Origin of the sequence: Streptomyces sp. CBMA291, assembly GCF_014596525.1 — a bacterium.
Classification (GTDB): Bacteria; Actinomycetota; Actinomycetes; order Streptomycetales; family Streptomycetaceae; genus Streptomyces.
In genome coordinates, this window is record NZ_MSJP01000096.1 from 60567 (window position 1) to 76052 (window position 15486).

Below are 15486 nucleotides of genomic sequence, written 5' to 3' on the forward strand. Positions count from 1 at the left end.
GGGCGGCGACCGGTGGTCCGGGCCTCCGGTCGTCGCCGGTTACTTCGCGAAGCCGTAGTCCAGCAGCTTCTTCACGTCGGCGGCCCGGTTGGTCTCGTTGGGCGCGCCGAGCACCGTGCCGATGACCGTCTTGTTGCCGCGGGTGGCCGCGAAGACGAGGCAGTACTTGGCCTGCGGGCCCGATCCGGTCTTCACGCCGATCGCGCCGCTGTAGGTGCTCAGGAGCTTGTTCGTGTTGGTCCACGCCATGTTCCGGTAACCGCCGCTCTTGGTGGTCACCTTCTGGCTCGTGGACTTCGTCTTGACGATGGTGCGGAAGGTGGAGTTCTTCATCGCACTGCTGGCGATCTTCGTCAGATCGCGCGGGGTGGAGTAGTTGCCCGTGCCCCCTATCCCGTCGAACGAGTCGAAGTGGGTGTTCCTCAGGCCCATCTTCTTGGCCTCGTCGTTCATCTTCCCGATGAACGACTTGACCCGGGCGGCCCGGGTGGTGCCGGTGCCGAACTTGTCGGCGAGGGCGTAGGCCGCGTCACAGCCGGACGGGAGCATCAGGCCGTAGAGGAGCTGCCGGACCGTCACCTTGTCGCCGACGATGAGGCGGGCCGAGGAGGCGTTCTTGGAGACGATGTAGTCGCTGTAGGCCTTGTCGATCGTGACCTTCGCGTCGAGGTTGAGGTTGCGCTGTGCCAGCACCACCTTCGCCGTCATGATCTTCGTGGTGGAGCCGGTCGGCCTGCGGGTGTCCGCTGCCTTGCCGAACAGCGCCGCGCCCGTCCCGTTGTTCATCACGAAGCCGCCCGGGGCGGTGATGGTCGGGACGCGCGGCGCCGCGGCGTGCGCCTGGCCGGCGAAGAGGCCGCCGGCCAGGACGGCCGAGGTCGTGACCGCGACGGTCATGGCCCGGCGCACGCCCAGTGTCGTAGTTGTCAAAGTGTTCTGCCCTTGGTGAGTGTCACTGCCACACGAGACCCGGACGGACCTCGCGCACCATCAAGATGCGCGAGGGGCCCCAAGGGATGTACGGACGGGAGTGTGACCTGCGTCGCATTTCACGAAGGTCCCGGAGGGCCCGCCCGGAGCGGGCACATCCGCGTAACTCGGTTTATTTTAGCTACGGTTGACCTCTATGTCCGCCTTGAGGGCGGCGAGGTCGGCCGCGTACTTCGCCACGAAGTCACGGTTCAGGCTGGGGATGTCCGTGTACCCCTCGACCCCGCCCGCGCGGACGGCGGCGCGGAACCGTCCGGAGGGGATGACGGATCCCGACACCGGCTCCTCGGGTTCCTTGTATCCGTGGAGGATCGGCAGTGCCGAGCGCTGTCGTTGGGCCTCCGGGAGGGAGCGCATGGCCGCCTCGAAGCGGAGGTACCAGTCGGCGTGGTCCGCGACCCGTTCGACGGGGTGCCCGAGTTCGCTCAGCCAGTCGGTGATGGTGTCGAGGGAGACGCCGTCGTCGTTCGGGTTGACCAGGCTGAACGTACGGTACGCGGAGGGCGCTTCCTCGGACGCACCGCCCAGGGCGACCACGGCCGCCGCGGTGAAGTCGACGGGCAGCCCGTCGTAGTGGGCCCGTGCGCCGTCCGCGCGGTAGAAGCTGCGCGGCGCGATGCCGGTGGCGAGCACGCTGTAGAGCAGCCGGGTGAACATGTCGGGGACGTTGAGCTGGCCCCGGTACCGGCTGTGCGCCAGGATCATGTTGGAGCGGAAGGTGGTGACGGGCAGCCCGTACTGCTCGTGCGCCTCGCGCAGCAGGATCTCCCCGGCCCACTTGCTGGTGGCGTAGCCGCCCGCGTAGCCGTCGCCGTCGACGCTCTGGGCGGGCATCGCGAGCCGGACGTCGGCGTCCTCGTCGAGCGGGGTCCCGGGGTGTGCGACGGCGACCGCCACGCTGGAGATGTACGTGAACGCCTTCGCCCGGCGGGTGAGGGCCAGCCTGATCAGCTCGGCGGTGCCGACGACATTGGCCTCGAACAGCTCGGGGTAGGGCAGTACGTGGTTGACGAGCGCTCCGGCGTGGACGACGAGGTCGACCTCCTCGGCGAGCCGGTCCCAGGTCTCCTCGTCCAGACCGAGCCTCGGCTCGGCCAGATCGCCCGCCACCACCTCCAGATGGTCCGCCGCCAGCGCCTCGAAGGTGCGGACCAGCTCGGGATCGCCGCTGTCGAAGGCCGTGTCGAGACGGGCGCGGGCGGCGGCGGCGTCCTTGCCCCGGATGACGGCGATCAGCCGGCCGCCCTCGGGGGCCAGCCGCTCCAGCCACTGGAGGGTGAGGAAACGGCCGAGGTAGCCGCCGGCGCCGGTGAGCAGGACGGTGCGCGGCGCGGTCGGCGCGGGGGGCAGGGTGGCGGCCCCCGCCAGGGTGGCCTGGTCGACGAACCGGTCCAGGGTGAGGTCCTTGGCGTGGACCTCGGTGCTGCCCTCGCCGTGCACCGAGGCGAAGGTGGGACGGTCGGAGCCGTCGGCGCGGCGGGCCTCGATGTGCTCGGCGAGGTGCCGCAGGTCGTAGGCGGGGCTGATGATCACGTCCACGGGGACCCGGACCCCGAAGGTCTCCCCCAGGAGGGTGGAGAGCTGCACGGCGGAGAGGGAGTCGCCGCCGAGGTCGCGGAAGTGGGCGTCGGGACCGATCTCGGCGGTGGCTCCGGCGAGCAGGGCCCGGACGGCGCGCAGGACGGTCTCCAGGGCGGGGCCGTCGGCGCCGGCGAGGCGGATCCGGGCCAGTTCCGCGTTCTCGCGGGCGGTGGTGTCGGCGTAGAGCTGTTCGAGCCGCTCGCCGTACCGCTTCACCAGCCGGGGCCAGAGCAGTTTGCGGTGGTCCGAGAGGAGACCGTTGGCCTGACTGAACGGCTCGGTCTCGACGAGGAGGTCACGGGGGATCTCGTACGAGTTGAGTCCGGCCTCCCTGGCGAGTTCCTGGAAGCGCCCGGTGAGCAGCCGCTTCAGCTCCCCGTGGTCGGCGCCGTGCTCGCGCAGGGCCTCGGGGGTCGGGACGACCACCGCGAGGAGATAGGAGCGCTCGCTGTTTCCGTAGACGAAGATCTGGCGTACCAGCGGGCTGGTGGCGAAGACGGCTTCGAGCCGGGAGGTGGCCACGAACTCGCCTTGGGAGAGCTTGAGGACGTTGCTGCGCCGGTCGACGATCGCGATCCGGTCGGGTCCCAGCTCCGCGACGATGTCGCCCGTGCGGTAGTAGCCGTCCTCGTCGAAGAGCTTCGCGGAGAGTTCGGGCTGCTTGTAGTAGCCGGGGATCATGGCGTCGGTCCTGAGCAGGAGTTCGCCGCGCGGATGGGGCGAGTCCGTCCGGAAGTAGCCGAGTTCGGGTACGTCGGCGAGGCGGTAGTCGAGGACCGGCGGGCGCAGCAGCAGGCCGTCGACCGAGACTCCGGCGGCCTCGGTGGAGCCGTAGACGTTGTGCAGTTCGAGGCCGAGGAGGGATTCGACGAAGGCGGTCAGCTCCGGGGAGAGCGGGGCGGAGCTGTTGCTGGCCCAGGCGATCCGGCCGCCGAGGACGTTCTCCCGGATGTCCTCGCGGGCCGCGGCCTCGGCGCTCTCGCGGTCGAGTCCGGCGGCGGTGCGCCGGTCGGCCTCGCTGAGGAAGCGCTGGTGGAGCATCTCCGACACCCGGGGCACCAGGGAGAGTTCCGTGGGCCTGGCCAGGGCGATGTCCTCGAAGAAGGTCGACAGGTCGCTGCTGGCGGTGAAGTAGCTGGTGCCGCCGCGCACCATGGTCGCCTTCAGGGAGGAGTGCCCGGCGACATGGCTCATCGGCATGTAGTGGAAGGTGACGGCGTACGTCTCGTCGAAGAGCTTGGCCCATGCCCCGCCCCACATGGCACCGGCCAGCCGCTGGGTGTACATGGCGCCCTTGGGCGTACCGGTGCTGCCGGAGGTGTAGATGAGCATGGCGAGGGGGTCCTCGCCCTCGGGTGCCTCGTACAGCGGCGCCTCGGGCAGCCTGGTGCCCTCTTCCAGGAGTTCGGACAGGAGGTCCACGGCGAGGGCGGGCCGGAGTGCGGCGAGGCGTTCGCGCGCGGCGGCCAGGGTCTCGCGGTGGTCGTCGGACTCGGGGTGGTAGTCGAAGACGAGGAGCTGCCGCACCGAGTCGCTGTCGCGTACCAGCTCGACGGCGGCGTCGAGCCGTTCGAGGCTGGTGGCCAGGGTGGAGGGTTCGGTCTCGGCCACGATCGAGCGCAGCTGCTCGGTGGCGCTGCTGGTCTGAAGGGGGACGGTGACGGCGCCGAGGTGGATGGCGGCGAGGTCGATCGTGGCGTAGTCACGGCTGGTGAATCCGAAGAGGGCGACCCGTTCGCCGGCGCTCAGCGGCCGGTCCGGGTCGTGGTGCCAGGCGCCCGCCACCGCGCGGACCCGGCCCCACAGCTCCGCGTAGCTGGTGGTCTCGTAGCGGGGCAGCAGCCGGAGAACGGTTCGGCCCGTCGTGGCGTCGCGCGTGAATTCCTTCACGCGTTCGCCGACGGCGGGGCGGTCGGGGTGGCGCTGCAAGACGGACGCCATCACATGGGCAAGTCGCATTCTGGGTCTCCGCGTCGCATCATGGGCCGACTTCAGGGGTGGGGTGCCGTGAACAGGGCGAGGAGCGGGTGCGCGACGGCATACCGAAAGGCGCCGGTCGCTTTCGGAACGCGACGGAATGGGGGCCGCGTCGATTCCGGCTCGTCGCCTCATGCTAGGCACAGCCGAAGAGGCGGCTTCGGGAATCGGCCGACGATCCGTCAAGTTCCGTTGGATGCATCAGGTTCGTCGGAAGGTCGATATCACAGGGGCCGGTAACCATCTGTGGTTATCGCATTGTTCACGTGGTAGGAAGGACAAGCGGTCGCACGGGACGTGCGTTCGCCATTCCGCCTCGGCAGGTGTACACCCGCGCCGCCCCGGCGTCTTCGCGTGGCCGCTCACCGGTCCACGTGCTCTTCACTCCCTCACCTTCCTACGGAGTGCGCATCGCATGAAGGATCGTGCCGCCAAAACACGCCGCCAACTGATCAGGTCGACCGCCGAGCTCTTCGACCGATCCGGTTTCGCGGGAACGTCCGTCGGGCAGATCTGCGCCCTGGCCCAGGTCAGCCAGGGCGCTCTGCATTTCCATTTCGGAAACAAGCACGCTCTCGGCCAGGCGGTCGAGGCGACCGCCGCCGAGATCCTGACATGTGTCATCGGGCCGGTGCCCGCCCGCCATCCCGCGCCGCTCCAGCTGCTCGTGGACACCTCCCACGTGCTGGCGCGGCGGGTCTCCCAGGATCCGCTGCTGCGGGCGGGGTTCGGTCTCGCACGGGATCCCGCCTGGCCGGGCGGGACCAGTCCGTGGCAGCTGTGGCGGGAGTGGGTCAGGGGGCTGCTCCGGCTCGCCCGGCGGCAGGGCTGTCTGACGGCGGGCGTGGACCTGGACGGCGCCGTCACCACGATCACGGCGGTGACGGCGGGGCTCGAAGGGTTGCAGCGCGCCCCCGACCGGGCCGGTGCGACGCAGTCGGTGACGCCGTTCTGGCGGTTGGTGCTGCCGCAGCTCGCCGCGGAGGGCGTCCGGGGGCGGATCGATCCGGCGGGGGCGTGTCCGTTGGAGCTGCGGCGGTTCGGACCGGGAGGGGAGCCGGAGGAGTGCCCGGTGACGGGTGCCGGGGAGCTGTGCCGCTCCCCTCTCACCAGGAGCTGAGCGGTTCGGCCTGGTAGGCGCGGTGCAGCAGGTCCGTGAAGTCCGGCGCCTCGGGAAGGGGCGTCGGGCCCATCCGGCGGACCGGGACCCCTGGCGTCCAGGAGTTCATGACCGCGGCGCCGGACAGTTCCGGCAGGTCGGCGGGGGTGAGGTCCTGGACGCGCTGGGGGATGCCGAGGCGGTCGAGCTGCCTGCGGACGATGCTCATGGTGATGCCGTCGAGCATGGCCGCCGAGGGCCAGAGGACGCGGGTGCCGTCCCAGAAGGCGAGGTTCCAGATGGAGCCTTCGCTGAGCCGGCCCGTGCGGTCGGTGAAGGCGACGTCGTCGTGGCCCTGTTCGGTGGCGCGGCGCAGCCAGTAGGTCTTGGCGGGTTCGCCGACGTGCTTCACGGAGGGCAGGAACCGCTCGTGTTCCACCACCGCGAGCGAGAGCGGGCCGGTGGGACCGGAGGCGGGGGGTGCGGTACGGACGAGGAGTCCGGGCTCCTCGCCGGGTGCGGCGACGGTGAACTCGCCGGACGGCGAGAAGGCGGTGGCGGTCAGCGAGAGGTCGGCGGGAGCCCCGGCGAGGGCGGCGTGCAGCTGGGCCCGGACGCGGTCGTCGGGGAGGGCCCGGCCGAAGAGTTCGAGCGAGGCGTGCCGCAGTCGGGCGAGGTGCAAGTCGATGCCTCGGACCCGGCCGTCGCGTACCTGCATCGCGGTGAAGTGGGCGTATCCGGCGAAGGCGAGGGGGGCGAGGGTCTGCGCGTCGGCCTCGTGTCCGTCGCGGAGCGTGCGGGTCGCCTGGGTGGTCGTCATGCCGTGCCCAACGATCCGGCTTCCGGACGGACACCCCCGTCTGGTCCGTCCGGGAGGCCGCTCAGTGGCTGGTCACGGGGGAGAACGTCCTCGCCGCAGGAGCGCCGGCGGTCTTCGCCGCGCGCTGTTCCATTCCGTCGAGGAGGGTTTCGAGACCGGTCTCGAAGTCTTCCTCGGTGGCCCTCAGGGGGGATTGCTCGGGCTTCTCACCACCGGGCAGGAGCTGCTGCGCCACGTGCTGGATGCAGACGCCCTGGACGTACGACCAGATGGCGATGGAGAAGGAGCGGGCCTGGTCGGGGTCCTCGGTGAGGCCGGTGAGCGCGTCCACCATCCAGTCGAGGCAGCTGGTGTCGGAGAAGTGGCGGGCGGAGCTGGAGGTGACCAGGGCCCAGGGGTGGCGGCAGTAGACCTCCCAGTCGAGCCGGGCGGCGAGCCGCATCGCCTCGCGCCAGTCCGGCGGGGCGGGCTCGGGGTAGGGGTGCTCGTCGCACGCCGCCTGGGTGATCAGGGTGAGCAGCGCGTCCTTGTTCGCCACGTGCCGGTAGAGCGACATGACGCCCGAGTCCAGCTCGGTCGCCAGGCGCCGCATCGAGAGGGCGGAGACCCCGTCGACATCGGCGATGCGGACCGCCGCGGTCACGATCGCGCTCCGCGACAGGGCCGGCGAACTCACTTGTCTGCCTTGCGTCTTGATGGCCACGCGTTATTATACCCATCCACTTGCGTACGCCGTACGCCTGATTTTCGCGTACGATGTACGCACCGCAACACGGCGATGTACGGCGCCCTTTCGCGTACGCCGTACCCCGTCACGCGATCCCCTTCGCACACCTTCTCCTGAAAGGTTGCCCCCGTGACTTCCGATGACTTAGTCGCGGAGCGTGCCGACCGACGGGCCTGGCTGGGCCTCCTCATCGTGCTCGGCCCGGTCGCCCTCGTCTCGATGGACGGCTCCGTTCTCTATCTCTCGATGCCCAGCATCACGTCCGCGATCACGCCGACGACCGATCAGGCCCTGTGGATCCTGGACATCTACGGGTTCGTGGTCTCTTCCCTGCTCATCACCTTCGGCAACCTCGGCGACCGTTACGGCCGGCTGAAGTTCCTGCTGGTCGGCGCGGCGGTCTTCGGCATCGGCTCGGCGGGCGCGGCGCTCGCGCCGAACCCCGAGGTCCTCATCGCCTGCCGGGCGCTGATGGGTCTCGGCGGCGCCACCCTGCTCCCCTCCGGCCTCGCCATCATCAGCAGCCTCTTCCACGACCCCCGTCAGCGGTCCCAGGCCATCGGCATCTTCGCGGCCACCTTCGCCGCCGGGTTCGCCGCCGGACCGGTGATCGGCGGACTGCTCCTCAGCCGCTTCGCCTGGGGTTCGGTCTTCCTCATCAACCTGCCGGTCGTGGTGCTGTTCCTGATCCTGGCGCCGGTGCTGCTGCGCGAGGTGCGGACCCCCGCCCCGGGCCGGGTCGACGCGCTCAGCGTCGTCCTGTCGGCCGTCGGCATCCTGCTCGCGGTCTACTCGGTGAAGTCGGCGGCGGCGGAGGGCTTCTCCGTCCTCCAGGCCGTGACCGGCATCGTCGGCCTCGCGCTCCTGGTGTGGTTCACACGCCGTCAGTTCGGCCTGGAGAACCCCCTGCTCGACCTGCGGCTCTTCCAGGACCGCGTGTTCACCGTGGCCATCCTCACCGGCCTGCTGACCCTGGTCGCCTGGGCCGCGGCCGGCTACCTCAGCGGCATCTACCTCCAGTCGGTGCTCGGCTACAGCGTCCTCGCCGCGGCCCTGCTCGCCCTGCCGGGCGCCGCCGTCCTGACGATCGTGTGCATCAAGACCAGCAGCATCGCCGACCGGATCGGCACCCGGTCGGCGCTCATCGCCTCGCACTTCTTCATGGGCGTCGGGCTGCTGCTCCTGCTCGCGACGACCACCGAGCACGGCGTGGCGGCGTTCATCGCCTCCACGATCGTGGCCGGCGTCGGCTACGGCCTCTCGTTCAGCCTGGTGGCGGACACCGCCGTGGCCGCGGTGCCGCCGGAGCGGGCGGGGTCGGCCGCGTCGATCGCCGAGACCAGCAACGAGCTGGGCAACGCCCTGGGCATCTCGCTGCTCGGCTCGCTGGCGGCCGTGACCTTCCGGCTCGTCGGCCCGGACGTCGCCGACACCCTCGACGAGACCCTGGACGCCCCCGGCCTGGCCGCGCGCACGATCGCCGACGCCCAAGGCGCCTTCCTCACCGGTCTGCACGTGGCCATCGGCGTGGCCAGCCTGCTCTGCCTGGCCCTCGGCGTCCTCGCCCTGCGCTGGGTGCCGAAGGAGAAGACCGCCGAGACCGAGGAAGCCGTACCGGCCGCCCACTGACACACCCCCACGGCACGGCCCCGCGCACGCCCCTGGTCACAGGGACGGACGCGGGGCCGTTCGCGTGCGCGCCCTCCTTCGCGGGCCGACCCCTCCCCCGCACCCCTTTCCGAGTCGTACGTTCCTTTTCGGCCGAGGCGAAATATCCCGGTACGGAGCCCATGGCGGGCGCGTAGACACCTCGTCGCCTCGCCAACAGGACTACCGTCCGGTAACTTGACACTTTCCTCCGGCGCGAGATGACTAGGCCCGGACCGTCCCCCGTACGCTCGATCGGGCAGCCCACCCGGCAATCCTGTTCGAACGCGCAACGGATGTGCGCCGGCCTGGCTGGCGACAGCCGTTAGGAGACGTATGCTCAGCCTTGACTCGCGAACCCCGGCCGGCTTAAGAGGGACACGTCCTTCGTCCTCACGGTCCGGCCCCCACGACGGCGACCTCACCGAGATCACCTCGATCCTCTTCACCTCTCTGTCCCGGACCGACCAGGGCACGAAGGCCATGCACTACCTGCGGGGCCTTCTTGAGACACCAGGCCGCAAATCCATCCGCAACATCGCGGCACTCCTGGGCGAACAGGTCTCCGAACAGAACCTCCACCACTTCATCTCCGGCTCCACCTGGGACTGGATCCCCGTGCGCCGCGCCCTCGCGGACCACTGGATCGACGCCCAGCCACCCCGCGCCTGGGTGGTCCAGCCGGTCATCATCCCGAAGACCGGACGGCACACGGTCGGCGTGGACCGGCACTTCGTCCCCACGCTCGGCCAGGTGATGAACGCCCAGCGCGCCATCGGCGTCTGGGCCGCGTCCGACAACGCGAGCACCCCGATCAACTGGCGTCTGCACCTCCCCCGCGCCTGGCTCAAGGACTCCCTGCGCCGTACCCAGGCGGCCATCCCGGACAGCGCTCCGGTGGAGACGTTCAGCGAGAGCGTCATCGCCGCCGTCCGGGAGTCGGTGACCCGTTGGCGGCTTCCGATACGTCCGTTCGTCCTCGACTCCTGCGAGGTGCACGCCGTCCCCGTCTTCGAGAGACTGCACGCCGCGGGGATGCCCCTCCTGGTCAGCGTCTGCGAGGACCAGCCGCTGACGGTCGCGGATCCCGCGCTCCCCGCCGCAGGGAAGGAGCCCCTCACCGCGGAACAGATCATGATCATGGCCGGGGCGCTTCGGCGTCCCGTACCGGCCGGCCCCCACGAACCGGGCAAGCCCCCCCGCGCCCACTGGGCCGCGACCGTCCGGGTCAGCGGTCCCTCGCTGCCCGGCCCGTCCGCCGGTCAGGGCGACGCCCTGCTCCTCGGCGTCGGCGAGGAGGGCGGACGATGGCCCGCCAAGCTGTGGCTGACCAATCTCTCCTCGGCGCCGCCCGCCTCCCTCGTCCTGCTGAGTTCCCTCGCCCAGCAGGTCGACCGGGACTTCACCGACATCGCGGACCGCGTGGGAATCCGGGACTTCTCCGGCCGTTCCTTCGACGGCTGGCACCGCCACGTCACCCTCGCGTCCGCCGCGCACGCGGTGGTCGCCTCCGCCGGAAACGGCCGCTAGACCCCCAGGAATACCCGAACGCAGGACCGGCAGACGGATGGGAACCCTCACTTTCCGCCTGCCGGTCCTTTCGCGTGCCCGAAAACATCGCATCGCTTTCCGGCCGTTCACCGGGCCGGACTCCGACGCCCTTCGCCCTGCGGCGACTTGATGGAAACTTGACCACTTGACGGATTGTGCGTTACCTGATGGATGTCGCACGGCTTGATGGTGGCGCCCCAGGAATTCCCCCGACGATCGAACGCGTCGCAGGTTTGCCAAATCGACTTGGGAGAATTCCGTGGACGACGCCCTGCTCGACATTCGGTATGAACAGGCGTTGCAGCAGCCCCCCTGGGAAGACGAGGAGCAGGTGCTCCGCGTACGCAAGGAACTCGCCGCCCGGCCCGCGCTCGTCCGCGCCGAGGACGTGCGCACGCTGCGGACCGTACTGGCCAAGGTCGCCGCCGGTGAGGCCCACGTGGTGCAGGCGGGCGACTGCGCGGAGGACACCGCCGAGTGCACCCCGGGCTACATCGCCCGCAAGGCCGGTCTCCTGAACGTCCTCGCCGGACGACTGGAAATGGACACCTGCCGTCCGGTGGTACGGGTCGGACGGCTGGCGGGCCAGTTCGGCAAGCCCCGCTCCAACCCGACCGAGCGCGTCGGCGACCTGGAACTCCCGGTCTTCCGCGGCCACATGGTCAACAGCCCGGAGCCCGACCCGGCGGCGCGCCGCCCCGACCCGCTGCGGCTGCTCTCCGGTTACGACGCCGCCCACGCGGCCATGGGCCATCTGGGCTGGCTCGACGAGTCCGGTCCGCATCGCATCGGCGCCCCCGTCTGGACCAGCCACGAGGCACTGCTGCTCGACTACGAGGTCCCGATGCTCCGCCGTCAGCCCGACGGACGGCTGCTGCTCACCTCCACGCACTTCCCGTGGATCGGCGAGCGGACCCGGCAGCTCGACGGCGCCCATGTCGCCCTGCTCGCGGAGGTCGTCAACCCGGTGGCCTGCAAGGTCGGCCCCACGATGACCCCCGAGGCGCTGACGGCCCTGTGCGAGCGCCTCGACCCGGCGCGGGAGGCCGGGCGGCTCACCCTCATCGCCCGCATGGGGGCCGGTGCCGCCGCCGAGCGGCTGCCCGCCCTGGTCGCCGCCGTGCGCGCGGCGGGGCACCCGGTGGTCTGGCTGACGGACCCCATGCACGGCAACACGGTCAACACCCCCTCGGGGCTCAAGTCCCGTTTCCTGGAGACGATCGCCCGCGAGATCGACGAGTTCCAGCACGCGGTGGCGGCCGGTGGCGGCATCGCCGGCGGCCTCCACCTGGAGACCACCCCCGACGACGTCACCGAGTGCGTCCTCGACAGCACGCAGGTCGACCTCGTCGGCACCCGGTACACGAGCTGCTGCGACCCCCGGCTCAACCCGGAGCAGGCCCTCGTCGCGGCCTCCGCCTGGTGGACGGCGGGCGGCTCGACCCGCCCGGCCGCCGCCTAGGGCCCGGCCGACGGTTCCCGCCGGGTCCGGCCCGCCCGGCACGCACGCTCGCCGATCGCACGCATCGAACGACCCGGCCTGATCCGACGCGAAGGGTCGGACAGGCCGTGGCCCGCGTACGGGAGGCAGTACCGCCCCCGCCCGTCGCCGTGGCCCGGACGGGCCCTCCCCCGAAGGGCCTCGTCCTCGGCGAACCTCCTCCCCCGGCGGCTCTCCTCCCCCGACCGGTGCCGGCCGTTCCCGCGGCCGGTACCGGTCCCACCCCCAGCCCCTCTTCCCTGCCCACGCCCAAGGAGAGAACAGCCATGGCCGGCATACCGCCCATCGAGCCCTACCCGCTGCCGACGGCGGACGACCTCCCGGACAACACCGCCGGCTGGTCCGCCGACCCGGACCGCGCGGTGCTCCTCGTCCACGACATGCAGCGCTACTTCCTGCGCCCCTTCCCCACCCCGGTGCGCGAGACACTCGTCCGGAACGCGGCCCGGCTGCGGGAGCGGGCCGTCGCCACCGGCATGCCGGTGGCGTACACCGCGCAGCCCGGCGGGATGACCGCCGAACAGCGTGGTCTGCTGAAGGACTTCTGGGGCCCCGGCATGCGCGTCGACCCCGTCGACCGCGAGGTCGTCGAGCCGCTCACCCCCAGCGCCGACGACCATGTGATCACCAAGTGGCGCTACAGCGCCTTCCACCGCTCCGACCTCCTCGGCTGGATGCGCGAGCAGGGCCGCGACCAGCTGATCCTGTGCGGTGTCTACGCCCATGTGGGTGTGCTGATGACCGCCGTCGACGCCTTCACCCACGACATCCAGCCGTTCTTCGTCGCCGACGCGGTCGCCGACTTCTCCGCCGAGTACCACCGGTCGGCCCTCGACTACGCCGCCGCGCGCTGCGCCGTCGTGACCACCACCGACACCGTCCTCGGCCAGCTGCGCCCCACCGCGACCGGCGTGGGAGCCACCTCGTGACCGCCCCGGACCCGCTGGCCCGGGTGCTCGGCCCCCGCCCGCCCGCCTTCGCCCTGCTGCACCGTCCCGAGACCGGCCGCCCGGACGCCGTGGAGCTGCTCCTGGGCGAGACCTCCACCCCGGACACCCTCGCGGACCTGCCCCTCTCCGATGCCGACGCACCCGGCGACGGCGCCCGGCACGAGGTCCTGACCCTCATCCCGTACCGGCAGATCGCCGAACGCGGTTTCGCCGCGCCCGACGACGGCGCGCCGCTGATCGCGATGACCGTCACCGAGCAGACGGCGATCCCTCTCGACGAGCTGCTGCGGCGGCTGCCGGACCGGCCGATCGACCTGGTGGGCGGCCACTTCGACGTGGACGACGCCCACTACGCCGAGACCGTCCGCCGGGTGATCGCCGATGAGATCGGGACCGGCGAAGGCGCCAACTTCGTCCTCAAGCGCTCCTTCGTCGCCGACATCGGCGACTACACCCCCGCCGCGGCCCTGTCGTTCTTCCGGCGGCTGCTGCGCGGCGAGTCCGGCGCCTACTGGACCTTCCTGGTCCACACCGGCGAACGGACCTTCGTCGGAGCCACGCCCGAGCGGCACATCAGCCTCTCCGACGGCACCGCCGTGATGAACCCGATCAGCGGCACCTACCGCTATCCGCCCACCGGCCCCACCCTCCCCGGGGTGCTGGACTTCCTCGCCGACCGCAAGGAGGCCGACGAGCTGTACATGGTCGTGGACGAAGAGCTGAAGATGATGGCCCGGATCTGCGACTCCGGCGGCCGGGTGGTGGGCCCCTATCTGAAGGAGATGGCCCGGCTCGCCCACACCGAGTACATCATCGAGGGCCACAGCACCCTCGACCCGCGCGAGATCCTGCGCGCCTCGATGTTCGCGCCGACGGTCACCGGCAGTCCGCTGGAAAGTGCCTGCCGGGTCGTCGACCGGTACGAGCCTGAGGGACGCGGCTACTACAGCGGGGTCGTCGCCCTCATCGGACGCGACGAGCGGGGCGGCCGGGTCCTGGACTCCTCCATCCTCATCCGTACCGCCGACATCGATCCGACCGGACGGCTGCGGATCGGCGTGGGCGCCACCCTCGTACGCCACTCGAACCCCGAGTCCGAGGTGGCCGAGACCCGCGCCAAGGCGGCGGGACTGCTCGCCGCGCTCCGGGTGGACCCCGTACGGGATGCGGCGGGGAGCACGGGGAACGCCGGGCCCGCGGGGAACGGCGGCACCACCGGTACCTCCCGCACCACTGGTACCTCCAGCACCACCAGTACCTCCAGCACCACAGGTACCTCCAGCACCACCGGCGCCGTCGACACCAGGCCCAGTTTCGCCGCCCACCCCGATGTGCGAGCCGCGCTGGAGCGGCGGAACACCAACCTCGCCGGTTTCTGGCTCTCCGGGGACGAAGGGCGCGTCCGACCGGGATCGGCGCTCGCGGGCAGCCGGGTCCTGGTGGTCGACGCCGAGGACACCTTCACCTCGATGATCGACCACCAGCTGCGCTCCTTCGGTCTCGACGTGACGGTCCGCCGGTTCGACGAGCCCTACTCGTTCGACGGTCACGACCTCGTCGTCATGGGCCCCGGGCCCGGAGATCCCCGGGAGGGCGACCATCCGAAGATCGCCCATCTGAGGAAGGCGGTCGACACCCTGCTCGCCGAGCGCCGTCCGTTCCTCGCCGTCTGCCTCAGTCACCAGGTGCTCAGCCTGCGCCTCGGCTTCCCGCTGGTCCGGCGCGAGGTGCCGAACCAGGGCGTGCAGCACGCGATCGACTTCTTCGGCGCCCGTGAGCGGGTCGGCTTCTACAACACGTTCGCCGCGCGCGGTGCGGAGGACAAGGCCGAGGTCGAGGGTGTGGGTCTGGTGGAGGTCAGCCGTGATCCGCTGACCGGGGAGGTGCACGGTCTACGGGGCCCGCACTTCGCCTCGATGCAGTTCCACGCGGAGTCGGTGCTCACCGAGGGCGGAGTCGATCTCTTCGGCGGGCTGCTTTCGGAGGCGCTCGGCGTACGGCCGCTCGCACACTGAGACCCCGGCCCTGCGCGCGTATTCGGACTGATCCCCACCGGATTACGGCCAAAAGATGAAGCCCGCATTCCGAGGGCCGTACGGAGAACTCGTCCCCTGCCGGGGGCGAGTTCTCCGTGCTTCATGGGTGCTTCCTCGCTGGTACGACGGCGCCGAGGGAATTCGATCATTCACTCCCGCCCCTCCCCTCCCTTCCGCTATATCCTCCACGCATATGCCCTGGGCACGGCCCCGGGGTGGTGGAAGGGGCACTGCGGAGATGCCGTGCGACTTCTCTGGAGAACTCCTGAAGTCACAGGTCACAAGGCCCGGTTCCCTCTTCTTTTCGTGATCGAAGAGCACCTCTCGAAGGGTTCGTCTTCAAACCTTGCCCACGAATTCCACTCATCCCCTCTCCAGGCGGGCCCCGATGGTCTAGATTGACCGTGCTTCGAGTGATCGGGCACGAAGCGACAAGAGTTGATCTATCGACCCGGCATCTCGGACGGCGTGTCGCGTTCCCGGTGCCGTATGTAATGAAGATCGAATTCCGGGGCCCGGGAGAGGGCTCCGGGTGCGGGGAGCACCCGGGGTTCCGACGGGTTTTCCGCGCACCTCGCGGTTCCGGTGGAGGGGTGAATACGCCGCC

General features: G+C 70.7%; 10 protein-coding genes. 6 read left to right on the forward strand and 4 right to left on the reverse strand.

Features of this window, described 5'->3' with window-relative positions:
• Nucleotides 1–39 precede the first annotated feature (39 nt).
• Together BU197_RS22975 and car are read right to left on the reverse strand one after the other, a co-directional pair.
• Complete coding sequence (locus BU197_RS22975; protein WP_188270248.1) at nucleotides 40–897, reverse strand: D-alanyl-D-alanine carboxypeptidase family protein; 858 nt, start codon at nucleotides 895–897, stop codon at nucleotides 40–42.
• A gap of 210 nt (nucleotides 898–1107) precedes the next feature.
• Entirely contained in the window at nucleotides 1108–4566 is a 3459-nt protein-coding gene (gene car / locus BU197_RS22980; protein WP_411158523.1) for a carboxylic acid reductase, read from the reverse strand.
• Nucleotides 4567–4963: 397 nt separating this feature from the next.
• Here car and BU197_RS22985 point away from each other — a divergent pair, with 397 nt between their 5' ends.
• Nucleotides 4964–5668 (forward strand): ScbR family autoregulator-binding transcription factor, encoded by a 705-nt coding sequence (locus BU197_RS22985; protein WP_188270200.1) that lies wholly within the window; start codon nucleotides 4964–4966, stop codon nucleotides 5666–5668.
• Here BU197_RS22985 and BU197_RS22990 read toward each other — a convergent pair.
• Complete coding sequence (locus tag BU197_RS22990) at nucleotides 5655–6467, reverse strand: aminotransferase class IV family protein (RefSeq protein ID WP_188270201.1); 813 nt, start codon at nucleotides 6465–6467, stop codon at nucleotides 5655–5657. The two genes, BU197_RS22985 and BU197_RS22990, sit on opposite strands and share 14 nt — an antisense overlap.
• A 61-nt stretch (nucleotides 6468–6528) precedes the next feature.
• Nucleotides 6529–7110, reverse strand: coding sequence for a TetR/AcrR family transcriptional regulator (locus tag BU197_RS22995; RefSeq protein WP_188270202.1), 582 nt, complete (start codon nucleotides 7108–7110; stop codon nucleotides 6529–6531).
• A 303-nt stretch (nucleotides 7111–7413) separates the two neighbouring features.
• On the opposite strand from BU197_RS22995, the gene BU197_RS23000 reads away from it, so the two are divergent.
• The 5 genes from BU197_RS23000 (at nucleotide 7414) to BU197_RS23020 (ending at nucleotide 14858) form a co-directional block, all read left to right on the forward strand.
• Nucleotides 7414–8823, forward strand: coding sequence for an MFS transporter (locus BU197_RS23000; RefSeq protein ID WP_188270250.1), 1410 nt, complete (start codon nucleotides 7414–7416; stop codon nucleotides 8821–8823).
• Between the two features lie 354 nt (nucleotides 8824–9177).
• On the forward strand, nucleotides 9178–10371 hold the full coding sequence (locus BU197_RS23005; RefSeq protein ID WP_188270203.1) for a transposase: 1194 nt from the start codon (nucleotides 9178–9180) through the stop codon (nucleotides 10369–10371).
• A 280-nt stretch (nucleotides 10372–10651) separates the two neighbouring features.
• On the forward strand, nucleotides 10652–11854 hold the full coding sequence (locus BU197_RS23010; RefSeq protein ID WP_188270204.1) for a 3-deoxy-7-phosphoheptulonate synthase: 1203 nt from the start codon (nucleotides 10652–10654) through the stop codon (nucleotides 11852–11854).
• Nucleotides 11855–12159: 305 nt separating this feature from the next.
• On the forward strand, nucleotides 12160–12822 hold the full coding sequence (locus tag BU197_RS23015; RefSeq protein ID WP_188270205.1) for an isochorismatase family protein: 663 nt from the start codon (nucleotides 12160–12162) through the stop codon (nucleotides 12820–12822).
• Nucleotides 12819–14858, forward strand: coding sequence for an anthranilate synthase family protein (locus tag BU197_RS23020; protein WP_188270206.1), 2040 nt, complete (start codon nucleotides 12819–12821; stop codon nucleotides 14856–14858). Before BU197_RS23015 ends, BU197_RS23020 begins: the two co-directional genes overlap by 4 nt.
• The last annotated feature ends 628 nt before the right edge of the window (nucleotides 14859–15486 follow it).